Origin of the sequence: Chelativorans sp. AA-79, assembly GCF_029457495.1 — a bacterium.
Classification (GTDB): Bacteria; Pseudomonadota; Alphaproteobacteria; order Rhizobiales; family Rhizobiaceae; genus Chelativorans.
The window spans coordinates 982,785-1,005,478 of record NZ_CP120361.1 but is presented as its reverse complement, the minus strand read 5'-3'; the positions used below and the strand labels follow the sequence as shown (position 1 = coordinate 1,005,478).

The following is a 22,694-nucleotide window of genomic DNA, read 5'->3' as shown; positions in this document are numbered from 1 at the left end:
CAGCTTCCATACGGGCATTCCGCTTCCTGCGGCCAGAAGTGGCATTGTTTTCGCGCGGAAATCATCTACCTCCCTGACAACCACAACGGGAGCGCGCGATGACCCTCGAGCAGACCAACCGGAAAGAAGGCAGTAACCTCGCCCCTGCGGGCAAGGTCGGCGTCCTGCTCGTCAATCTCGGCACGCCCGATGGTACGGACTACTGGCCGATGCGCCGCTATCTCGCCGAGTTCCTGTCCGATCGGCGGGTCATCGAATGGCCGCGCGCCATCTGGTATCCGGTGCTCTATGGCATCGTGCTCGCCCGCCGGCCGAAGAAGTCCGGGGCGCTCTATGCGAAGATATGGAACACCGAGCGCAACGAGTCTCCCCTGCGCACCTTCACCCGCGCGCAAGGGGAAAAGCTTGCAGCCGTTCTTGCCGACAACGCGAGCATCATCGTCGACTGGGCGATGCGCTACGGCAGTCCGTCTATCGAGACGGTGACGAAGAGCCTGATCGAGCGCGGCTGCGATCGCATCGTGATGTTCCCGCTCTATCCGCAGTATTCCGCCACGACGACGGCAACCGTGAACGATAAATTCTTCGAGGCGCTGTCGAAGCTGCGTTTCCAACCCGCGATCCGCACGGTGCCTGCCTATCCGGGCGAGCCGGTCTATATCGATGCGCTCGCCAGCTCCATCGAGCGGCATCTGGCGGGCCTCGCTTTCCAGCCCGAAGTGGTGATTGCCTCCTACCACGGCATCCCGCAGAGCTACTCGCAGCGCGGCGATCCCTATCACGAGCAGTGCCTCGAGACGACGCGGCTTCTGCGCAAGCGGCTTGGCTGGGACGAAAAGAAGCTCCTCACCTGCTTCCAGTCGCGCTTCGGTCCGGAGGAGTGGCTCCAGCCCTATACGGACAAGACGGTGGAGAAGCTGGCGCGGGAAGGCGTGAAGTCCGTCGCCGTCTTCAATCCCGGCTTTGTGTCCGATTGCCTGGAGACGCTGGAAGAGATCGCCGTCGAGGCCGCCGAGACCTTCCGCAAAGCGGGTGGGGAGAACTTCACGCACATCCCCTGCTTGAACGACAGCGACGAAGGCATGGCCGTGATCGAGGCACTGGTCCGCCGCGAGATTTCCGGTTGGGTGTAAGACTGTCTGGGCAGCGCATTTTTCATCTCGCTGCCGGCCTTCCACTCAGCTACATTCCCCGAACAGCTGCCCTGTATGTTGGACTGGGCCTGCGACTTTTGAGGTAGGAGCATATGCATGTCTTTTTCCGGTTTTGATATTCTTCTTCCTGTTCTCGTCATTCTTGTCCTTCTGCTGCTCTTCGCCGGCATCAAGACGGTGCCGCAGGGCCACAACTATACCGTCGAGCGTTTTGGCCGCTACACGCGCACCCTCACTCCGGGCCTCAACATGATCGTGCCTTTCGTCGATCGCATCGGCGCCAGGATGAACATGATGGAACAGGTGCTGGATGTGCCGACGCAGGAGATCATCACGCGCGACAACGCGATCGTCGCCGTCGACGGCGTCGCCTTCTACCAAGTGCTGAGCGCGCCGCAGGCGGCCTATCAGGTGGCGGGGCTCCAGAACGCGATCCTCAACCTCACCATGACCAACATCCGCTCCGTCATGGGATCCATGGACCTGGACGAGCTTCTCTCCAATCGCGACGCCATCAACGAGCGGCTGCTGCGCATCGTTGACGAGGCCGCAAGCCCCTGGGGCATCAAGATGACCCGCGTCGAGATCAAGGACATCAACCCGCCGGCGAACCTGGTCGAATCCATGGCCCGGCAGATGATGGCCGAGCGCAACAAGCGCGCCCAGATCCTCGAGGCCGAAGGCCTGAAACAGGCGCAGATTCTCGAAGCGGAAGGCCGCCGCGAAGCCGCCTTCCGCGATGCCGAAGCGCGCGAGCGCGGGGCAGAGGCGGAGGCCCGCGCCACCCAGGTCGTGTCGGAGGCCATTGCCCAGGGCGACGTGCAGGCGGTGAACTACTTCGTTGCCCAGAAATACACCGAGGCGCTGGCCAAGATCGGCTCGGCCGGCAACAGCAAGATCGTCCTAATGCCCTTCGAGGCCTCCTCCCTGATCGGCACACTGGGTGGCATCGGCTCCATGGTCCGCGATGTGTTCGGCGATGGCGACGGCAAGACCGCGTCGCGGCCGGCCGCCCGCTCCACCCCTGCCCGGCCGCCGGTCACCGGCCCCGAGCGCAGTTGATCGACGGCGCCATGCTGATGCGCATCTTCGCCGAGCTCGGTCCGTGGAACTGGATGCTCCTCGGGTTCATCCTCCTGGCGCTGGAGATCCTCGTTCCCGGCGTCTTCCTGCTGTGGATCGGCATTGCGGCGATCCTCACCGGGGCCCTGTCGCTCCAGCTTTGGGAGACGGCGTTCTGGGGCTGGCAGGTGCAGGTCCTGGTCTTCCTCGCTCTCTCCCTCGCCTCCGCCTATTTCGGCAAGCGCCTTATGGATGCGCGGCGGGACGAGGAGACGGATGAGCCGCTGCTGAACCGGCGGGCGGAGCAGCTCGTCGGCCGCACAGCACAACTCGAGGAGCCGATCCGCGAAGGCTATGGCCGTATTCGTCTTGGCGACACCACCTGGCGCGTCGCCGGACCGGACCTGCCGGCCGGCGCCCGCGTGCGGGTCGTGGCGGCAAAGGGCGGCACGTTGCAGGTGGATGACGCCCGGGGTTAAGCCGCTCCGACCCTGAGCAGGTCGTGCAGGTGGACGATGCCCACCGGCTTGCCGTTCTCCACCACCATCAGCGTGGTGATCGCCGAGGAATTGATCATCTGCAGCGCGGCCTCGGCCAGCATGTCGGGAACGATCGTCTTCGGCCGCGGCGTCATCACCTCGTCCACGCTCATGGCGAGAATGTCGCTGTCCATGTGGCGGCGCAGGTCACCGTCGGTGACGATGCCGACCAGGCCGCCATGGCCGTCCGTAATACCGACGCAGCCGAAGCCCTTGCGCGAAATTTCCAGGATCGCCTGACGCATTCCCGTGCCGGAGGGCACGAGCGGCATCCGCTCGCCCGTATGCATGATGTCGCCCACGCGGGTGAGCTTCGCGCCGAGCTGCCCGCCGGGATGGAAGGTGCGGAAATGGTCGGGCGTGAAGCCGCGCGCCTCCAGGAGCGCGATCGCCAGCGCATCGCCGATGGCAAGCTGCAGAAGCGTTGACGTGGTGGGCGCCAGCCCGTGCGGGCAGGCCTCCTGCACCTTCGGCAGGCGGAGCACCACGTTCGCCTCGCGCGCAAGCGCCGAGCGGTCGCCCGACGTCACCGCGATCAGCGGGATGGCGAAACGGCGCGCATAGGCGACGATGCCCTTGAGCTCCGCGCTCTCGCCGGACCAGGAGAGCGCGATGATCGCGTCATCCCGCGTGATCATGCCGAGATCGCCGTGATTGGCTTCGGCGGGATGCACGAAATAGGCGGGCGTTCCGGTGGAAGCCAGTGTCGCGGCGATCTTGCATCCGATATGGCCGCTCTTGCCTACGCCGGTGACGATGACGCGGCCAGAAATCCTCGCCATTGCCTCCACGGCCGAAGCGAAGGGCTCCGAGAGGCCGTCGTCGAGCGCCTCGGCGAGAATGGAGAGGCCTGCCTGCTCCGTGGCCAGCGTCCGGGCCGCCGACCTTATGGCACTCGCGCTGTCGAACTGCTTGATCGGTCTGTTCAGCATGAAATGCGCCTTACGCCTTTCGCAAGCCTCTGTCCAACAAAGTTTAGACGGGGTCTCCGACCATCATCCGATCTAACCTTGTGTTAACCGCGCCCCTTTACCCTTTGGTTACCTTGGCGCTGGAATGCGCCGCAACATGTCCTGGTGTCGATGGCGGGCGTTCACTTCAGCAAGAAAAGGGCGATACTGTGTCTGGCATGCGCGATCGGCGCGCTGCTGCCGGCGCTGCCTGCCGCCGGGCAGGACGGCGCCCTGCGCGGAACGCTGGATGCGTCCGAGGACCGCTTCCTCGCCCAGGCCGTCGGCGAGGATTCAGGCACGGGCATCCCTTCCCCCGGCTATACGCCCACCAGCCCCGGAGCCCTGCCGGAAGAGCCGGATGCGGGCCTTCCTCTCGCGGAGGACGACGCGCTGCCCGCCGACGCGGAAGCGGAGCCGGCCCTGCCGGAGGAGGCGGAACGGGCGGAACAGCTTGAAGGAGAACCGGAAGACATCGTGACGAGAGCCGTTCCGGCCGGTGCCGTCGGCCAGGAAGAGCTTTCGCGGCGACAGAATCTTCGTCAGCGGGCCATCACGGGCCGGGACTTCGACCGGGAAGAGAATCCCTATGCCCCTCTCGGCCTGCGGCTCGGCAATGTCGTGGTCCGGCCGAGCATTGAACAGGGGCTCACCTGGACGTCCAACGCCGACGACAGCCCGGATGGCGAGGAAGCAGTCCTTTCTGAGACCACGCTGCGCCTCAACGCGACCACCGACTGGTCTCGCCACCGCGCGGCGCTCGACGCCTCCACCACCTTCCGCAAATCGCTGTCCGGCGAGGAGGTCAGGGAGACAGAAGGCGACGCCCGGGCCACCCTGGAATTCGATATCGCCGCCGGGCTGACCGGCCGCGCTTCGCTCGGCTATTCGTTCGGGCGGGAACGCGCATCCTCGCCGGTGAGCATCGCCGGCGTCGAGGACCAGCCGCTCAGGCATACGATCGACGGTTCCGTGGGGATCGGGAAGGATGTCGGCCCGCTGCGCCTGCGCGCCACCGGCGAGGTCATCCGCAATCAGTATGGCGACGCGGAACTCGTCGGCGGCGGCACGCTCTCCCAGGCCGACCGGAACTCCACCCTGGCGCTCCTGCGGCTGCGCGGCGGCTATGAGGTCTCGCCCGCCCTCACGCCCTTCCTGGAAGTGGAAGCCGGCCGCCGCTTCTACGACCAGGAACGCGACAGCGCCGGCTATGCCCGCTCCGCCACCCGGCTCGGCGCGCGCGCCGGCGTGACGCTTGACCTCTCGGAAAAGCTGAGAGGCGAAGTCTCCGCCGGCTGGATCAGCGAGGATTTCGAGGACGATCGGCTGGAAGCCGTCTCCGGCCCGACCCTGGCGGCAAGCCTCGAATGGTCGCCCCTGCGCGGCACCATCGTCGGCTTGAACGCTTCGACATATGTGGAAGGCAGCACCACCGCCGGAGAGAGCGGCTCGCTGCTCCATTCGGCGACGTTGCGGCTGGAGCGGCAGATGCGCTCCAACCTCACCGGCAGTCTCGCCTTCGGGGTGAGCTACCGCGATTATTCCGGAGGCGGGCACGACCTCATTCTGAATGGCGAAGCCGCACTCACCTGGTGGGTCAACCGCTATGTGGGCCTGACCGGCCGCGCCCGCCACGAGCGGCAGACGAGCGACCTGCCGGGACGCGACTACGAGACGACAAGCGTCTTCATGGGCATGACGCTGCAGCGCTGACCCTCTTCAGGCGAGCCCCTCTTCGTCGAGGAAGTCTTTCAGGAAGCCCAATACCTGCGGCTTGAGGCTCTCCTGCTGCAGCGCAAGGGCGATATTGGCCTTGATGAAGCCTTCCGGCGAGCCGCAGTCGAAGGTGCGGCCGCGATAGATATGCGCGAAGAATGGCTGCTTGGCGTGCAGCCGCAGCATGGCGTCAGTGATCTGGATTTCGCCGCCGGCGCCGGTCTCCTGGTCCTCCAGCAACGAGAAGATTTCCGGCTGCAGGATGTAGCGGCCGTTGATGTAGAAGTTGGACGGGGCGTCCTCGGGCTTGGGCTTCTCCACCATCGCGGTGATCTCGAAGCCGGAATGGGCGTTCTTGCCGCGCCCGACGATGCCGTATTTGTGCGTCTGCGAGGGATCGCATTCCTCGACCGCCAGCACATTCCCGCCGGTTCTCTCGTAGAGCTCGACCATTTCCTTCATGCAGCCCGGCTCCGATTGCATGATCATGTCGGGCAGGAGCAGCGCGAAGGGCTCGTCGCCCACGAGCTCGCGCGCGCACCAGACGGCATGCCCCAGCCCCAGCGGCACCTGCTGGCGCGTATAGCTCGTCTGGCCGGGCTCCGGCTGCAGCGCCTGCAGGCGCTCGAGGATCTCCGTCTTTCCGCGCCGCGAAAGCGTGTCGTAAAGCTCCACCGCCACGTCGAAATGGTCTTCGATCGCCGTCTTATTGCGCCCCGTGACGAAGATGAAATGCTCGATTCCCGCCTCGCGCGCCTCGTCCACCACGTATTGGATGATGGGCTTGTCCACGACGGTAAGCATTTCCTTGGGCAAGGCCTTGGTGGCGGGGAGGAAACGGGTGCCCAGGCCAGCAACCGGTAAAACAGCTTTGCGGATCTTCTTCATCTGGAATTCCTTGAGATCGCTTGACGTTGAGGAAACCACGGACAATGCTGACGCTGCGTTAGCGGTTCCTGGTAACCAAGTTGTAGAAAAAAGATCGCGCACGCGCGGTCCGGCCTTAGTTCGGCTTATATGGTAAACTCTTTCCTTACCGCAACTGGCGATAATTGCGCTAAATTTGTCAGACGGAGGTTGGAAAATGTTTGGAAACCGGGCCTTCTATAGCCTTGCCGGCGCAAAGTTCCTGATCGCGGCCGCCTTCATGGCGGCAGGCGTTCAGGTATCGTCCGCCGATGCGGGCTTTCAGCGCTGGATTGCGGAATTCCGCTCGGTCGCCGCCCAGAACGGCGTTTCCCCTGCCACCTATGATCGCGCCTTCCGCGGTGTGACGGCACCCGATCCGGAAGTGCTGGAGAAAGCTCGTTACCAGCCCGAGTTCCGAAGCGAACCATGGGAATATTTCGACAACCGGATCAACGAGCACACCGTCACCGTGGGGCGCCGGATGGCGCGGCAGTGGAAAGCCTGGCTCGATCGCATTGAAAGCCATTTCGGCGTCAGCCGCTATGTGCTGCTCGCCATCTGGTCGATCGAATCGAACTACGGCGCTGCACTTACGAACGACCGTGTGATGCGCAGCCTGCCGCGATCTCTCGCCACGCTCGCCTATGCCGATTCACGGCGTGCAAAATTCGCGCGGACGCAGCTCATCTCCGCTCTCAAGATTCTCGAGAGGGGCGATGTCTCGGCCCAGCAGCTGACCAGTTCCTGGGCGGGCGCCATGGGCCACACCCAGTTCATTCCGACCAGCTATCAGGCCTACGCGGTGGATATGGATGGCGACGGGCGCCGCGACATCTGGAATTCCGTGCCCGACGCGCTTGCTTCCGCCGCAAATCTTCTGCGCAAGAATGGCTGGCGGCCGGACGAGACCTGGGGCTACGAAGTGGTGCTGCCCGAAGGGCGCAAATTCCCGGCCGGCTCCATGTCCCTCAGCCGATGGCAGTCGATCGGCGTCGTGCGGGCCAACGGCAAGGGCTTCCCCCGCCCGTCGCAGAATGCCGAGCTCAAAGTGCCCGACGGGCGCGCGGGCCCCGCTTTCCTGATGACCAAGAATTTCTTCGTCATCAAGCGCTACAACAACGCCGATACCTACGCTCTTGCCGTCGGCCTTCTCGCAGACCAGATAGCGGGCTATGGTGGCCTCGTCCGCGATTGGAACCGGCCGTTCCAGCGCCTCTCCTTCGAGGAGACGCAGGAACTGCAGAAGCGGCTGGGCACCCTCGGCTATTACAGCGGCGAGATCGACGGCAAGATCGGCAGTGGATCGCGTGAGGCGATCCGGACCTTCCAGTCGCGCATGGGTCTGGCGCAGGATGGGCACCCCAGCAAGGAAGTGCTGAACGTCCTGAGGGGTCGCTGAGGAGAAGGCAATGGCCGTGGGAAAGCATCGGACACATCGCTTCCTGCGGCCGCTCCTTGTCTTCGGCCTTGCCGTCGCGACATTTCTCCTGCCGGCCCTCCAGGCGCCTGCCCCGGCGCAGGAGTTGATTCGCCGCCAGGGTCTGCTGGATCGCCTCTTCGGAGGTCCTCCACCGCGCGAGGCGTTGCCACCCGCCCAAGGTGAGCGTCCGCGGCGCGGCATCCTCCAAAGGAGGGAGCGCGCCGCACCGCGGCAGGAGCGCGCGCCGGCTGCGCGCAGCACCCGCCGCGCCGCGCCCCGGTCCAGTCCCGCGCGCTCGGTTCCCGAGCCACCGCTCCCCGAGACGGTGAAGAAGGACGAGAACGCACGCGTGGTGCTGGTGGTGGGCGACTTCATGGCCGGCGGGCTGGCGGAGGGGCTCGAAACCGCCTATGCGGAGGCACCCGGCGTCCGCGTGGTCGACCGCACGAATGGCTCTTCCGGTTTTGTGCGTGACGACTTCTACGACTGGAACGCCGAGCTCGCACCCATCCTCGAAGAGGAGAAACCCGCGGCCCTCGTGGTCATGATCGGCTCCAACGATCGGCAGCAACTCGTCGTCGACGGCAGGCCGGAGCGGCCCCAGACGGAGGCTTGGCGGAAGGAATATATCAGCCGGGTCGAGACCTTTGTCGGGCAGATCAGCGACGCCGGCATCCCCTTGGTCTGGACCGGCGTGCCGCCCTTCAAGTCGCAGGCCATGTCATCGGACATGCTGGCCTTCAACGATATCTATAAGAACGCGGTCGAAGCGGCAGGCGGCAGCTTCGTCGACATCTGGGAGGGCTTCGTCGACGAGAACGGCACCTTCACCGCTGCCGGCCCGGACATGAACGGCCAACCGGTGCGGCTGCGCGCCAGCGACGGCATCAATCTGACGAGCGCCGGCAAGCGCAAGATCGCCTTCTATGTCGAAAAGCCGCTGAGCAAGATCCTCGGCACCGCTGTTTCTCCCGAGGACGGTAAGGACGGCGTCGGGAATGACCTGCGACCGGGCGTCGCCGTCGGCAACCCTGCCGATCTCAAACGCACCCAGCCCATCTCACTTGCAGGCCCGGACCTGGACGGCGGCGCGGAGCTTCTCGGGGCGGCAGGTGCCATTTCCACTGCGGACGGAAAGAAACTCAAGCCTTCCTCCCAGGCCGGACGCGCCGACGACTTCTCGTTGCGCCAGCCGGAAACCGCCAAATCCGCGGCCCCCGAGACGACGACGGCGATAACACCGTGACGGAAGCGTCCGGCAGCCTCCATCCCGCCTATCCGTTCGGGTTCCCGGGATCGCTGCAGCGGTGCTATCGCGGCAGGACGGTGCTTCCCATCAGGAACTCGTCGATCGCGCGGGCCGCCTGCCTTCCTTCGCGGATCGCCCAGACCACAAGCGACTGGCCGCGCCGCACATCACCCGCGGCAAAGAGCTTGTCGAGGCTGGTGCGGTAGTCGCGGTCGTTGGCGACCACATTGGTGGAGTTGCGCCGGTCCACACTGGTGGCAAGCGAGGTGCCGAGTTCCTGCAGGACACCGGTTTCCACCGGACCCGCGAAACCGACGGCAATGAAGGCCAGATCCGCCCGGATGACAAATTCCGTGCCCGCGATCGGCTTGCGCTTCTCGTCGACCTGGCAGCACTTCACCCCGGTGAGATGACCGTCCTCGCCGATGAATTCGAGCGTTGCGACCTGGAACTCCCGCTCCGCGCCCTCCGCCTGGCTGGAGGAGGTTCGCATCTTGGTGGCCCAATAGGGCCAGACGGAGAGCTTGTCCTCCTTTTCCGGCGGCTTCGGGCGGATGTCGAGCTGTGTGACCCGGACGGCGCCCTGGCGGAAGGCCGTACCGACGCAGTCAGAAGCCGTATCGCCGCCGCCCACCACCACCACGTGCTTACCCCCGGCCAGGATCGGCTCCGAGGGCCAGGCGGCGGACTGGATGTCCTCGCCTCCGATGCGCCGGTTCTGCTGCACCAGATAAGGCATGGCATCATGAACGCTGTTGAACTCCACGCCGGGAATGCCCGCCGGGCGCGGCTTTTCCGAGCCGCCGCAGTAAAGCACCGCGTCATATTCGGCCAGAAGCGCGGCCACCGGCTTGTCGACGCCGACATTCACGCCACAGAAGAAGGTCACGCCCTCGCCCTGCATCTGTTCGACGCGGCGCTCGATATAGCGCTTTTCGATCTTGAAGTCGGGAATGCCGTAGCGCATCAGCCCGCCCGGCCGGCTCTCGCGCTCGTAGACATGCACATCGTGCCCGGCGCGGCCGAGTTGCTGGGCGGCCGCCATGCCGGCCGGCCCCGAGCCGATGATCGCCACTCGCCTGCCGGTCTTCTTGTCGGCCGGCTGAGGCCGGATAAAGCCGAGTTCATAGGCTTTGTCGCCGATCGCCTGCTCGATGGTCTTGATGGCCACCGGCACGTCTTCGAGGTTTAGCGTGCAGGCCTCCTCGCACGGCGCCGGGCAGATCCGGCCCGTCCATTCGGGGAAGTTGTTGGTGGAGTGGAGATTGTGGATCGCCGTCTCCCAGTCCCCCTGGTAGACGAGATCGTTCCAGTCCGGGATCTGGTTGTGTACGGGGCAGCCCGTCGGCCCATGGCAGTACGGGATGCCGCAATCCATGCATCGCGCGGCCTGTTTGGAGACCTCCTGGTCCGACATCGGCAGGGTGAACTCGCGGAAATGCCTGATGCGGTCGGACGCCGGCTGATACTTGTTCTCCTGCCGGTCGATCTCGAGAAAACCTGTAACCTTGCCCATACCCGTTCCTTGTATCTGAAGGCCTTGAGCCCGCAGCCAATCTTGTCTGATCCTGGAATCCCGCATGCCGTGTCAACCCGTGCGGGAGGCATCCGGCCCCACGGATGTCTCTGTTCGAATGGTTGCCTATTCCGCCGCGATGCCCATGCGCATGCGCTCCATCTCTTCCAGCGCGCGGCGGTATTCGACCGGCATCACCTTGCGGAATTTCGGCCGATAGTCCGCCCAATGGTCGAGGATGGCGCGCGCCCGCTCGGAGCCGGTGTAGCGGTAGTGGTTGGAGATCAGGTGCGCGAGGCGCTCCTCGTCGTGCCGCGTCATGTCGCCGGAGACGTCCACCCGGCCCATATGGGCAAGGTCGCCGCCGTGATGATGCAGCTTCTCGAGGATTTCGTCCTCTTCCGGCACCGGCTCCAGCTCCACCATGGCCATGTTGCAGCGCTCGGAGAAGTCGCCCGCCTCGTCCAGCACATAGGCGACACCGCCCGACATGCCGGCCGCGAAGTTGCGCCCCGTCTGGCCGAGCACCACAACCAGGCCGCCGGTCATGTACTCGCAGCCATGGTCGCCCACGCCTTCGACCACCGCCACGGCGCCCGAATTGCGCACGGCGAAGCGCTCGCCCGCCACGCCGCGGAAATAGCACTCGCCCTCGATGGCGCCGTAGAGCACGGTGTTGCCGACGATGATCGACTTTTCCGGCTCGATCTTCGCCTTCACCGACGGCCTGATGACGATGCGCCCGCCCGACAGGCCCTTGCCGACATAGTCGTTGGCATCGCCTTCGAGCTCGAACGAGATGCCGCGCGCGAGGAACGCGCCGAAGGACTGGCCAGCCGTACCGGTGAAGCGCACAGAGATCGTATCGTCCTTCAGCCCCTTGTGGCCGTAGCGCTTCGCCACCTCGCCCGAAAGCATGGCGCCCGTCGTGCGGTCGATGTTGCAGATGCCGAACTCGAGCGAAACCGGCTCCTTCTTCTCCAGCGCCGGCTGGGCGGCGGCGATGAGCTTCCGGTCGAGGATGTCCTCGATCGGGTGCTTCTGTCGCTCGGTCCAGCGGATCGCCTCGCGCGGAGCCTCCGGCTTGAAGAAGACGCGGGAGAAGTCGAGCCCCTTCGCCTTCCAGTGCTCGATCAGCGCCCGCTTTTCGAGCAGGTCCGACTGGCCGATGATGTCGTCCAGCTTGCGGTAACCCATCTCCGCCAGCAACTGCCGCACCTCTTCGGCGACGTAGAAGAAGTAGTTGATGACATGCTCCGGCGTGCCCTTGAAGCGCTTCCTCAAGACGGGGTCCTGCGTGGCCACGCCCACCGGACAGGTGTTGAGATGGCACTTGCGCATCATGATGCAGCCTGCCGCGATCAGCGGTGCGGTGGAGAAGCCGAACTCGTCGGCCCCGAGCAGCGCGCCGACGATCACGTCGCGTCCGGTGCGCAAACCGCCGTCCACCTGCAGCGCCACGCGGCTCCTGAGCCCGTTCAGCACCAGCGTCTGGTGCGTCTCGGCAAGGCCCATCTCCCAGGGAGAGCCCGCATGCTTGATGGAGGTGAGCGGAGAGGCGCCCGTGCCGCCGTCATAGCCGGCGATGGTGATGTGGTCGGCGCGCGCTTTGGCCACGCCCGCAGCCACCGTGCCGACGCCCACCTCGGAGACCAGCTTCACCGAAACGTCGCCTGAAGGATTCACGTTCTTCAGGTCATAGATGAGTTGCGCCAGATCCTCGATGGAATAGATGTCGTGATGCGGTGGGGGCGAGATCAGGCCCACGCCCGGCGTCGAATGGCGCACCTTGGCGATGGTCGCATCCACCTTGTGGCCGGGCAACTGTCCGCCCTCGCCGGGCTTGGCGCCCTGTGCCACCTTGATCTGCATCATGTCCGAATTGACGAGATATTCCGTGGTCACGCCGAAACGCCCGCTCGCCACCTGCTTGATGGCCGAGCGCTCGGGGTTCATCGAGCCGTCGGCCAGTGGGCGGAACCGGTCCGCCTCCTCACCGCCCTCGCCCGTGTTCGACTTGCCGCCGATGGTGTTCATGGCGCGCGCGAGCGTGGTGTGCGCCTCGCGGCTGATGGAGCCGAAGGACATGGCGCCCGTGGAGAAGCGCTTGACGATCTCCGCAGCCGGCTCGACTTCGTCGAGGGGGATCGGGGCGCGGCCGCTCTCCGTCGCCCTCCTGACGCCGAACAGGCCGCGGATGGTGTTGGCTCTCGCGCTCTCTCCGTTGATGAGATTCGAGAACTCCTGATAGGTCTCCCACGATTTCCCGCGTACGGCGTGCTGCAGTGTCGCCACCGCGTCGGGCGTCCACACATGGTCCTCGCCCCGTATGCGATAATTGTACTCGCCGCCCACTTCGAGCGCGGTGCGCAGCACCGGATCGTCGCTGAAGGCGGCCGCGTGCCGCGTCACCGTCTCGGCGGCGATCTCCTCCAGACCGACCCCCTCGATCGTCGTCGCGGTGCCGGTGAAGTAGCGCTCCACGAAATCGGACCTCAAGCCCACCGCATCGAAGATCTGCGCGCCGCAATAGGACTGATAGGTGGAAATGCCCATCTTGGACATCACCTTGAGGATGCCCTTGCCGATGGACTTGATGTAGCGCTTCACCACTTCCTGGGCGTCGACCTCGGGTGGAAACTCGCCCTTCGCATGCATGTCGTTGAGCGTGTCGAAGGCGAGGTAGGGGTTGATCGCTTCCGCGCCGTAGCCGGCGAGGCAGCAGAATTGATGCACCTCGCGCGGTTCGCCCGATTCCACCACCAGACCGGCGGAGGTCCTCAAGCCCTTGCGGATCAGGTGGTGATGCACCGCCGCCGTGGCGAGAAGGATAGGAATGGCGATGCGGTCCGGCCCGATCTGCCGGTCCGACAGGATGATGATGTTGTAGCCCCCGGCCACCGCCGCCTCGGCCCGCTCGCACAACCGGTCGAGCGCGCCCGTCATGCCCGCCGCCCCTTCGAGCGTGGAATAGGTGACGTCGAGCGTCTTGGTGTCGAACCGGTCTTCGGTATGGCCGATGGAGCGGATCTTCTCCAGATCCCCGTTCGTCAGGATCGGCTGGCGCACCTCGAGCCGCTTGCGGCGCGAACTGCCGACGAGATCGAAAATGTTCGGCCGCGGCCCGATGAAGGAGACGAGGCTCATCACCAGCTCCTCGCGGATCGGGTCGATCGGCGGATTGGTGACCTGCGCGAAGTTCTGCTTGAAATAGGTGTAGAGCAGCTTCGGCTTGTCCGACATCGCCGAGATCGGCGTGTCCGTGCCCATGGAGCCGATCGCCTCCTGGCCGGTGGTGGCCATGGGCGGCATCAGCATCTTCACGTCTTCCTGGGTGTAGCCGAAGGCCTGCTGCCGGTCGAGCATGGAGACGTCCTGGCGCAGCGCGCGCGGCGCCACGGGTTTCAGCTCCTCCAGGATGAGCTGCGTGTTGTCCAACCACTTCTGGAAGGGATGCTTCGAGGCGATTTCCGTCTTGAGCTCGTCGTCCGAAACGATCCGGCCCTCATCCAGGTCGATCAAAAGCATGCGGCCGGGCTGCAGCCGCCATTTCGTGACGACTTTCTCCTCCGGCACGGTAAGCGCGCCAGCTTCCGACGCCATGATCACACGGTCGTCGTCCGTCACCACGTAGCGTGCGGGGCGCAGGCCGTTGCGGTCGAGTGTAGCGCCGATCTGCCGTCCGTCGGTGAAGGCCACCGCGGCGGGGCCGTCCCACGGCTCCATCAGGGCCGCATGATACTCGTAGAAGGCCTTGCGCTCGGCGCTCATGAGCTTGTTGCCCGCCCACGCTTCGGGGATGAGCATCATCATGGCGTGCGTCAGCGAGTAGCCGCCCTGGTAGAGGAACTCCAGAGCGTTGTCGAAACAGGCCGTGTCCGACTGGCCCTCATAGGAGATCGGCCACAGCTTGGCGATGTCGTTGCCGAAAAGCTCCGAATCCACCGAGGCCTGGCGCGCCGCCATCCAGTTTACATTGCCCCGCAACGTGTTGATCTCGCCGTTATGCGCGACCATGCGGTAGGGATGCGCCAGCTTCCAGGACGGGAAAGTGTTGGTCGAGAAGCGCTGGTGCACGAGCGCCAGCGCGGACTCGAAGCGCGGGTCCTTGAGGTCCTTGTAATAGGCGCCAAGCTGGTAGGCCAGGAACATGCCCTTGTAGACGACCGTACGCGCCGACATGGAAACGATGTAGAAGCCGTTGTCGCGGCCGCCCGTCTCCTCATAGATGCGGCCGGAAACGACCTTGCGCAGGATATAGAGGCGGCGCTCGAAGTCCTCCTCGTCGGTGATCCTTTCGCCGCGCCCGATGAAGACCTGACGGTGCACCGGCTCGGACGCCACGATGTCCGGCGCCTTGGAGAGGCAGGAATTGTCGACCGGCACGTCGCGGAAGCCGAGAAGCTTCTGCCCTTCAGAGCGGCAGACGTCGGCGATCACCTCCTCGATATGCGCGCGCAGCGCGGGATCCTGCGGCATGAAGAGATAGCCGACGCCATAGTGCCCCTGTGCGGGGAGTTCCACATCTTCCCTGGCCATTTCCTCGCGGAAGAAGCGGTCGGGGATCTGCACCAGGATGCCGGCGCCGTCGCCCACGAGCGGATCCGCGCCCACCGCGCCGCGATGGGTGAGGTTTTCGAGCATCGCCAACCCGTCCTCGACGATGCCGTGCGACTTCGCACCCTTCATATGCGCCACGAAGCCGACACCGCAGGCGTCGTGTTCGTTGCGGGGGTCATAGAGTCCTCGCGCATCGGGAAAGCCGGCCGGGACCGCAGGTTTGACGGCCGTGGCCCCAGCCTGCACGGCGGGCGCCTGCCCGGTCGATACAGATGGCGTCAGTTCCGTCATCGCTTCGTCCTCCAGTCTGGGCGCCCGGGGCGCCGTTGGGTTTTCGGGCGGCCTCTGGCGGCGGCTCGTCCCGGTGATCGGTCGGCATATCTTTCGAAAAGCCGGAAGAACGCTTCTCCCTCTCCCCCGGGGCGCGTTCCTTCTTGTGGGCGGTGCCCGGTAAACCTGTCCCTGGGCGCCGCGTTCCGCGCATCCTTATGGACCGCCGCACCACTATAGCGCAAACGGCCCACGAATACCCGGATAAATAAGACAGCAGTGCTGTCCTATTTCTTTCATTGCCAGAAAACCGCGCGCCGCACAATACGAAAACGAAAAAAAACCGCGGAGATCGGGCAACAAAATTGCTGCAGAGGCGGCAATCCCGCAAGTTCACACCACAGCCGCGTTGCTCCGGCAGAAGGACCCGAGCCTTCTCACATTATTCTTGAATCCTCGGCGCCGACACGCAAGGGTGCCGCCGCAATGAACGAGGTGAAGGATGGCGATCAATCTCGCATCAGACAATTGGGCCGGCGCGCACTCCGCGATCAGCGCGGCGCTGGACGAGCATTCACGCGGTTACGCTTCGGCCTACGGCACGAGCGAACTCGACCGACAGGTGGAAAAGCGCTTCTGCGAGATCTTCGAGCGAGACGTGGCGGTGTTCTTCGTCGCAACGGGAACAGCCGCGAATTCGCTGTCCATGGCGCTCCTCAACAGGCCCGGCGGTGTCGCCTTCGCCCATCATGAGGCGCATATGCGCGAGGACGAGGGCGGAGCGCCGGAATTTCTCACCGGCGGAGCGAGGCTCCATGGCGTCCATGGCGCTCTCGGGCGCATGACGCCGCAAGCCCTGGACGAGGCCATACGGCTTTTCCCGGCCGAATTCGTCCATTCCGGCCAGCCCATGGCTGTCTCCATCACGCAATCGACCGAGATAGGCACGGTCTACTCACTGGACGAAATCGCCGGTATCGCGGACGTCTGTCGCACCCACGACCTGCCCCTGCACATGGATGGCGCGCGCTTTGCCAATGCACTGGTTTCGCTCGGCACGACGCCGGCGGAAATGACCTGGAAGCGCGGGGTCGACGTCGTCTCCTTCGGCGCCACCAAGAACGGCTGCTGGTGCGCGGAGGCGATCGTGGTGATGGATCCATCGCGGGCGCGCGACATGCCCTTCCTGCGCAAGCGTGCGGCGCACCTCTTTTCGAAGTCGCGCTTCGTCGCCATACAGTTCGACGCCTATTTCCGGGACGGTTTGTGGCTCGGGAACGCTGCCCACGCAAACAGGATGGCGGCAAGACTGGCCGATCATCTTGCCCGAACGGCGATAACGCGCCTTGCATGGCAGCCGCAGGCCAATGAAGTCTTCGCGGTCCTCACCGCCGCAACCGCGGCAACGCTGCAGGAGAAGGGCGTCTTATTCCATCCGTGGAAGGTTCCACAGGGTATGGGGCTGGAGCTCGGAACAAACGAAGGGCTCTACCGCTTCGTCACCTCCTTCGCCACGACGGCGGCGGAAGTGGACGGTTTCGGCGAGATGCTGCGGGCCTGAACCGCCCTCACCTCACGAGGCCTTGGCAGGAAACCCTCAAAACAAAAAGCGGCGCCCGAAGGCGCCGCTCCACGGCTTTCGTTCAATACGCGTCAGGCGGCGTTCTTCGCCTCGATCTGCTTCGCCTCGCCCTTGGAAGCGCGCGCGATCGGAATGCGGCGCGGTTTCATCTCCTCGGGGATATTGCGGGTAAGCTCGATATGGAGCAACCCGTCCTTGAGCGTCGCGCCCGTCACCTCCACATGGTCGGCAAGCTGGAAGCGCCGCTCGAACGTGCGAGAGGCAATGCCGCGATAGAGAATCTCCGCCTCGTCCTTCTCCTGCTCTTCGCGCTTCTCGCCCTTGATGGTCAGCACGTTGCGATGTGCTTCGACCGAGATGTCGTTCTCGGAAAAGCCCGCCACGGCCATCGAGATGCGATAGGCGCTCTCGTCGGTGCGTTCGATATTGTAGGGCGGATAGCTCTGGCCGTTATCGATCTGGCCGAGCGAGTCGAGCATGGTGAAAAGCCGGTCGAATCCGACGGTTGACCGGTAAAGGGGAGAAAAGTCGACATGACGCATGGTCTGTCCTCCTGTTGAGCAACAAGTTTGCGTTTGGCCATCGCCGGAAACCCGTTTTTGGCGTTTCCCCATGGCCAGCGGCCCCGTCAGTGGCGGCCGCGCATAGGATTTGGGAATTTTCTTCCCGCCCTTCAAGAGGAGGCAAATCAGGAGCCGGAGCACCACGACAGGGATTATGAACGCAGCCTGAACACCGCCTTCGCCTTGCGTTCAGGCAGGCTCCCCTATTGTGTCCATGAAACTTCCGGACCCGATGCTACCGTCCCTTCCATCGGTCCGGGCAATGCCGGGGGCGGCCCGTCGGGCCGCCTCCGGTATGCTCTCCCCCTGTCGAAAACCTTTGCCCTTGGCCAGCCCGCTCTCTATCACAGTAGCAAGCAGACCTTCCCTGTGGTGAGTGCCTTTTCGATGCCGGACCTGCTCTGCGAAATCCCGCAAAATCCCGTGCCCGAAGGCGCGGTGGCTGCCATGATGGTGACGCGCGACGGCAAACGCATCCGCTACGCGCTTTTCCCCTCCTCCGCCGAGCATGGCACCGTCGTGGTCCTGCCGGGCCGCAACGAATGCATCGAGAAGTATTTCGAGACGGTTCGCGATCTTTCCGCACGTGGTTTCGCCGCTGTCGCCCTCGACTGGCGCGGCCAGGGTGGCTCGGACCGGCTGCTCAAGGACCCAAGGCGCGGCCATGTCCGGTCCTTCGATCAGTATGCCGCCGATCTCGACCAGTTTTTCCGAGAGGTGGTGCTGCCGGATTGTCGGCCGCCCTTCACCGTGCTCGCCCACTCCACCGGTTCGCTCGTGGCACTGCTCGCAGCACCGCATCTCACCACGCGCGTGCGCCGGATGGTGCTCATCGCGCCCCTTATCGAACTCCACACATCCTTGCCTTTGACACCGTTCGAAACCCTGGCAAAGGCGCTCTGTGCCGTGGGCCTCGGCCGCACATACGTCGCGGGGCGAAGCCGGCGCGGCAAGGAAGTCCCTTTCAAACCCAACGCGCTCACGAGCGATGAAGGGCGCTACCTGCGCAACCAGGCGCTCGTGGACGCCTTTCCGGAACTCTTCATCGGCGGCCCCACCGCTGCCTGGCTGAACGCCGCCTGGTCGGCCGCCAAGCGGGTCTGCGACCCGGATTTCAAGGCGACGATCCGCATTCCCATCCTGTTCCTCGCCGCCGGCATGGACCGGGTCGTCTCGACACCGGCGATTGAACACTACGCACGCGGCCTGCGCTCCGCGAAAGTGCTCACCATTGACGGCGCGCGACACGAGATTCTGCAGGAGGCCGATATGTTCCGCGAGCAGGCGCTGGCCGCCTTCGATGCCTTCGCGAAGGGCCGTGGAGCGGAGACGGGCACGAGCGAGCCCGCCATCATCTGACCGGTTTCCGCCGGATGGCATCTTGCCACGCGATCGTCACCCCTGCAGATATTCGAGCGCCCGCGCGTGAAGTTCGGGCGTGGCGGCGGCCACGATGTCTCCGCCCGCCTCCGCGGCCACTCCCGCCCAAGTGGTCACCACCCCGCCCGCCTTCTCGATGATGGGGATGAGTGCGACGATGTCATAGGGCTGCAACCCGCATTCGATGACAAGGTCCACGTGCCCGGCGGCCACCATTGCATAGGCGTAGCAATCCGTGCCGTAGCGCGGCAGGCGCACGGCTGCCTCCACCCGGTCGTACAGCGCCCGGCGGGGCCCGTCGAAAAGAGCGGGAGTCGTGGTACAGAGCGTGGCGTCGCCCAGGGCGGTCGTGCCCCGTGTGGAAAGCCTGCGCGAACCGCCCGGCCCCTCGTAAAAGGCACCACCGCCGTCGGCATAGTAGAGCTCTCCGATGAAGGGCTGCGACATCATGCCCGCCACCGCATCGCCGTCGACCATGAGCCCGACCAGCGTCCCCCAGAGCGGCAAGCCGGAGATGAAGGCGCGCGTGCCGTCGATCGGGTCGATCACCCAGAGATGGCTGCTGTCTCCGTTCTCCGTTCCGAACTCCTCGCCCACGATGCCGTGCTCCGGGAAGCTCTCGCGGACAAGACGGCGGATCGCCTGCTCGGCCGACCGGTCCGCCTCCGTGACCGGATCGAAGCCGCTCTCGTGCTTGTTGACGACATGCCCTCCCTGGCGGAAGCGCGGAAGCGTTTCGGCAGCGGCGGCGGCGGCGATCCTGCGCATAAAGTCGGGCGAAGGGCTGTTGGGCATGGTGTTCCCCTGAAGGAAGCGCAGCCAGGGCTGCTCGATTCGACGTGGAAGAAAGCGGATTGCGATCCACGAATCCAGTCCTTTGTGCACAAATTTGTAGCAGGGCTTGACAATTGTGCAATGCAGCATAAACTGTGATTCGGACAGATGATTCTGTCCATGCCCACCTTGGGCGTTTCCTCCCTAGACTTGTGACCGTGTCGTGAAAACGATACGGTCTCTTTTTACGGCGAAGACGGATTTCCGACTATTCCGCCGCCAGCGGCATTGTGAGGAAGTGCTGTTCGGGGATTCTCGTGAGCCCGTGAACGAAATCCTTGAGATCATTCGCAAGCGCCTGGAACCGGCCGGTCCGCTCGAGCGTGCGCTCGTTCATGTAAAGCCCGCGGCTGATTTCGATCTGCAGCGCATGCAGCCGTTCTGCCGGCCTGCCATAGTGCTCGGTGATGAAGCCGCCGGCATAGGGCTTGTTGTGCGCGACGGCATATCCCTTCTCGGCAAGAAGCGCCACCGCATGCTGCGTGAGCGCTGGTGCCGCCGAGGAACCAAAGCGGTCACCCAGGATGAAGTCCGGCCTGAGCGGGCCGTCACCGACGCGGATATTGGCCGGCATCGAATGGCAGTCGATCAGGATCGCATAGCCGAATTTCTCCCGGGTGCCGACGAGAAGCTCGGCGAGGCAGGCGTGATAGGGCTTGTAGATATCCTCGATGCGCGAGAGTGCCTCGGTAAGCGGCAGGCGCGCCGGGTAGATGTCGAGCCCCTCGCCCACGAGCTTCGGGATCGTGCCGAGGCCGCCGGCCACACGCGGCGAGCGGATATTCGCGAAAGGCGGCACCGGCTCGCGGAACATGCGGGGATCGAGCTCCCAGGGCTCCCGGTTGACATCCAGATAGGCACGCGGGAAGTTGGCGGTGAGCAACGGGGCTCCAAGGGCTGCGGCTGCCGCAAAGAGTTCGTCCACATAGCAGTCTTCCGAGCGCCTGATGGTGGCCGGGTCGAGCTTGCTCATTGCAAGGAAGCGGGGCGGATAGCAGCGCCCGCTGTGAGGAGAGTTGAAGATGAAGGGGACCCGTTGTTCGCCCGAACTCAAGACCTGGAAAGCCGGGGTTCCGGAAAAGTCCACCTCTGCGCCCATCTACCGCCTCATATCCATACCGTGGAAATGCCCTCCGGTTCGAGATTAACGAACCTGCCACCCGGATCGATCCCTGTCCAGAGCGCCGCGGGCTCCAAGATCTCGTCGAAGCCATCATTCACTTGATATTTACCCTGTTCAAAACATATAGCTGGGACAGCCTCGGGGCGGGGCGGAAATGGTTCGGTAGACGCGATGGCACGAATTCTTCTTGCAGAAGACGACGACGATATGCGGCGCTTCCTCGTGAAGGCGCTGGAGCGGGCTGGTTACGAGGTGATCGATTTCGACAATGGCGCGGGGGCCTATGAGAGATTGCGCGAGGAGCCTTTCTCTCTGCTCCTGACCGACATCGTCATGCCGGAGATGGACGGCATCGAGCTCGCCCGGCGCGCGACGGAGATCGACCCGGATCTGAAGGTCATGTTCATCACCGGATTTGCCGCGGTGGCGCTGAATCCCGATTCGAAGGCGCCGCGGGACGCCAAGGTACTTTCGAAGCCGTTCCACCTGCGCGAACTGGTGAGCGAGGTGGAGAAACTGCTTCAGGCAGCCTGACAATTCACGAGCCCTTCTGCACCAACCTTTCTATTGACGCGAACGGGTCAGTTATGGTCTATGCGGCGCGTCGGATGGGCGTGTAGCTCAGCGGGAGAGCACTACGTTGACATCGTAGGGGTCACAGGTTCAATCCCTGTCACGCCCACCATCCGGTCCCTTGCCCCCCTTGATTTCCCATACATCGCCAGTCCGAATTACATAGTGCTCATCAGGTTCGACAAACCTAGACATTGAGCGAATCCGCCAGCTTGCGCAGGTGCGTCGGCGAGAACCGGGCATAGATTTTCGTCGTGGTCTTGATGTCGCTGTGGCCGAGGAACTCAGATATCTCCCACATGGAATGACCATCCTCGGCGAGCCAGACCGCCGCGGAGTGGCGCAGCATGTGCGGCGAAACGTCCGGGCGCCCGATGGCCTGACCGGCCGCCTTCAGCCCGCGCTTGATCGATCTGACCTGACGCCCGGCCCACTCGATGACAAAGGGAGTGAGCGCCACCTTCCGGCTCGACTCCAGCGCGGCGAACAGCGTGTCGTTCATGGGCACCGTGGCACGGCCCTTCCGGCGCGACTTGTCGAAGGGATTGCGCAACTGGATCATGCGGCGATCGAAATCGACGCGATCCCAAGTGAGCTGCAGCGCCGCCTCGTTGCGCGCACCGGTGCCGATCATGAGCAGGATGGCGAGGCGAATGTGAGGAGCATTGCCGGCATCGAGGAGTCGGCGCACCTCGCCCCGGGTCAGATGGTCCGCCTTCGGCTCGGGCTTCGACGGACGCTCGATTGCCGGCGCCTTCTCGATGAGCTTGTGCTTTTCAGCCCAGAGAAGCACCATTCGCAGGTGTCCGAGCTCGGTATGGATCGTTCCGTCCTGAATTCCGTTGGGAAAACGCTCGGAGCGCAATGCACGGCGCTCGGCAATATGGGCGCGGCAGTCAGCGATCGAGACCGCCTCCCCTTCCAGAGGCCCGAAGCGATCCTTCAGCGCCTTCCAAGTGTGCTTCATGGTGCCGACGACTGCGCGGCCCTCCATGTCGGCACAATAGCCCTTCCAAAGATCCTCTACTGTCGTGCCGCGCGGGCGCGTAAGCTCGGCGTATCGAGCCGGGGCGATGCGGGACGCCTCTTTGGGGTCACTCGTTCCAAGGCGATAACGTCGCCGGATGACTGCTCCGTCTGGCCCTGGTTCATCCCATGTGACGCAGAACTCTCCCTTAAGCCGGGTAAGTCTCCAGTCTGACATTCGAACGCCTCTACATCTTCCCCACGAATGCGCAGCAGTTTGCCGCCAAGGCGGAAGGCTGGCAATTCCCCTCGATCGATCATGTTGCGG

Annotated in this window: 17 protein-coding genes and 1 tRNA gene; 10 read left to right on the top strand and 8 right to left on the bottom strand. The window is 64.5% G+C overall.

The genetic code is table 11. The features are described 5' to 3' along the window. Positions 1 to 98 precede the first annotated feature (98 nt). From hemH to PVE73_RS05225, 3 genes are all read left to right on the top strand, one after another. Positions 99 to 1,133 (top strand): ferrochelatase, encoded by a 1,035-nt coding sequence (hemH, locus tag PVE73_RS05235; protein WP_277365930.1) that lies wholly within the window; start codon positions 99 to 101, stop codon positions 1,131 to 1,133. A 117-nt stretch (positions 1,134 to 1,250) separates the two neighbouring features. Then, on the top strand, positions 1,251 to 2,216 hold the full coding sequence (locus PVE73_RS05230) for an SPFH domain-containing protein (RefSeq protein ID WP_277365929.1): 966 nt from the start codon (positions 1,251 to 1,253) through the stop codon (positions 2,214 to 2,216). Between the two features lie 11 nt (positions 2,217 to 2,227). After that, positions 2,228 to 2,695, top strand: coding sequence for an NfeD family protein (locus PVE73_RS05225; RefSeq protein WP_277367353.1), 468 nt, complete (start codon positions 2,228 to 2,230; stop codon positions 2,693 to 2,695). Here PVE73_RS05225 and PVE73_RS05220 read toward each other — a convergent pair. Beyond that, entirely contained in the window at positions 2,692 to 3,687 is a 996-nt protein-coding gene (locus tag PVE73_RS05220) for a KpsF/GutQ family sugar-phosphate isomerase (RefSeq protein ID WP_277365928.1), read from the bottom strand. The genes PVE73_RS05225 and PVE73_RS05220 overlap by 4 nt on opposite strands. Positions 3,688 to 3,837: 150 nt before the next feature. Between PVE73_RS05220 and PVE73_RS05215 the strand changes: the two genes are divergently transcribed. Next, positions 3,838 to 5,418, top strand: a complete 1,581-nt coding sequence (locus PVE73_RS05215; protein ID WP_277365927.1) for an outer membrane beta-barrel protein — start codon at positions 3,838 to 3,840, stop codon at positions 5,416 to 5,418. Positions 5,419 to 5,424: 6 nt separating this feature from the next. On the opposite strand, the gene galU is transcribed toward PVE73_RS05215, so the two are convergent. After that, positions 5,425 to 6,309, bottom strand: coding sequence for a UTP--glucose-1-phosphate uridylyltransferase GalU (gene galU / locus PVE73_RS05210; RefSeq protein ID WP_277365926.1), 885 nt, complete (start codon positions 6,307 to 6,309; stop codon positions 5,425 to 5,427). 259 nt (positions 6,310 to 6,568) lie between these two features. Between galU and PVE73_RS05205 the strand changes: the two genes are divergently transcribed. Both PVE73_RS05205 and PVE73_RS05200 read left to right on the top strand, forming a co-directional pair. Further along, on the top strand, positions 6,569 to 7,729 hold the full coding sequence (locus tag PVE73_RS05205; protein ID WP_277367352.1) for a lytic murein transglycosylase: 1,161 nt from the start codon (positions 6,569 to 6,571) through the stop codon (positions 7,727 to 7,729). A gap of 10 nt (positions 7,730 to 7,739) precedes the next feature. Continuing rightward, entirely contained in the window at positions 7,740 to 8,996 is a 1,257-nt protein-coding gene (locus PVE73_RS05200; protein ID WP_277365925.1) for a DUF459 domain-containing protein, read from the top strand. Positions 8,997 to 9,060: 64 nt separating this feature from the next. Here PVE73_RS05200 and PVE73_RS05195 read toward each other — a convergent pair whose 3' ends face one another. Both PVE73_RS05195 and gltB read right to left on the bottom strand, forming a co-directional pair. Further along, entirely contained in the window at positions 9,061 to 10,515 is a 1,455-nt protein-coding gene (locus PVE73_RS05195) for a glutamate synthase subunit beta (protein ID WP_277365924.1), read from the bottom strand. A 126-nt stretch (positions 10,516 to 10,641) separates the two neighbouring features. Beyond that, on the bottom strand, positions 10,642 to 15,366 hold the full coding sequence (gene gltB, locus PVE73_RS05190; protein ID WP_277365923.1) for a glutamate synthase large subunit: 4,725 nt from the start codon (positions 15,364 to 15,366) through the stop codon (positions 10,642 to 10,644). Between the two features lie 487 nt (positions 15,367 to 15,853). Here gltB and PVE73_RS05185 point away from each other — a divergent pair, with 487 nt between their 5' ends. Next, positions 15,854 to 16,906 carry a low specificity L-threonine aldolase gene (locus PVE73_RS05185; protein WP_277367351.1) on the top strand — a complete coding sequence of 351 codons (1,053 nt, stop codon included), beginning with the start codon at positions 15,854 to 15,856 and terminating at the stop codon, positions 16,904 to 16,906. A 92-nt stretch (positions 16,907 to 16,998) separates the two neighbouring features. Here PVE73_RS05185 and PVE73_RS05180 read toward each other — a convergent pair whose 3' ends face one another. Beyond that, a complete protein-coding gene (locus PVE73_RS05180; RefSeq protein WP_277365922.1) occupies positions 16,999 to 17,469 on the bottom strand; it encodes an Hsp20 family protein in 471 nt (156 codons plus the stop codon). Between the two features lie 393 nt (positions 17,470 to 17,862). Here PVE73_RS05180 and PVE73_RS05175 point away from each other — a divergent pair, with 393 nt between their 5' ends. After that, entirely contained in the window at positions 17,863 to 18,849 is a 987-nt protein-coding gene (locus tag PVE73_RS05175) for an alpha/beta hydrolase (protein WP_346772398.1), read from the top strand. Positions 18,850 to 18,885: 36 nt separating this feature from the next. Here PVE73_RS05175 and hisN read toward each other — a convergent pair whose 3' ends face one another. Further along, the gene (gene hisN, locus PVE73_RS05170; RefSeq protein ID WP_277365921.1) at positions 18,886 to 19,665 is read right to left on the bottom strand and encodes a histidinol-phosphatase; all 780 of its coding nucleotides are present in this window, start codon (positions 19,663 to 19,665) and stop codon (positions 18,886 to 18,888) included. A gap of 247 nt (positions 19,666 to 19,912) precedes the next feature. Further along, the gene (locus PVE73_RS05165) at positions 19,913 to 20,803 is read right to left on the bottom strand and encodes an N-formylglutamate amidohydrolase (protein WP_277365920.1); all 891 of its coding nucleotides are present in this window, start codon (positions 20,801 to 20,803) and stop codon (positions 19,913 to 19,915) included. A 195-nt stretch (positions 20,804 to 20,998) separates the two neighbouring features. Here PVE73_RS05165 and PVE73_RS05160 point away from each other — a divergent pair, with 195 nt between their 5' ends. Further along, a complete protein-coding gene (locus PVE73_RS05160; RefSeq protein ID WP_277365919.1) occupies positions 20,999 to 21,361 on the top strand; it encodes a response regulator in 363 nt (120 codons plus the stop codon). Between the two features lie 76 nt (positions 21,362 to 21,437). Next, positions 21,438 to 21,512, top strand: a tRNA-Val gene (locus tag PVE73_RS05155). 75 nt (positions 21,513 to 21,587) lie between these two features. Here the strand turns inward: PVE73_RS05155 and PVE73_RS05150 are convergent. Next, positions 21,588 to 22,394: a site-specific integrase gene (locus PVE73_RS05150; RefSeq protein WP_277365918.1), complete on the bottom strand. Its 807-nt coding sequence runs from the start codon at positions 22,392 to 22,394 to the stop codon at positions 21,588 to 21,590. Positions 22,395 to 22,694: the final 300 nt, after the last annotated feature.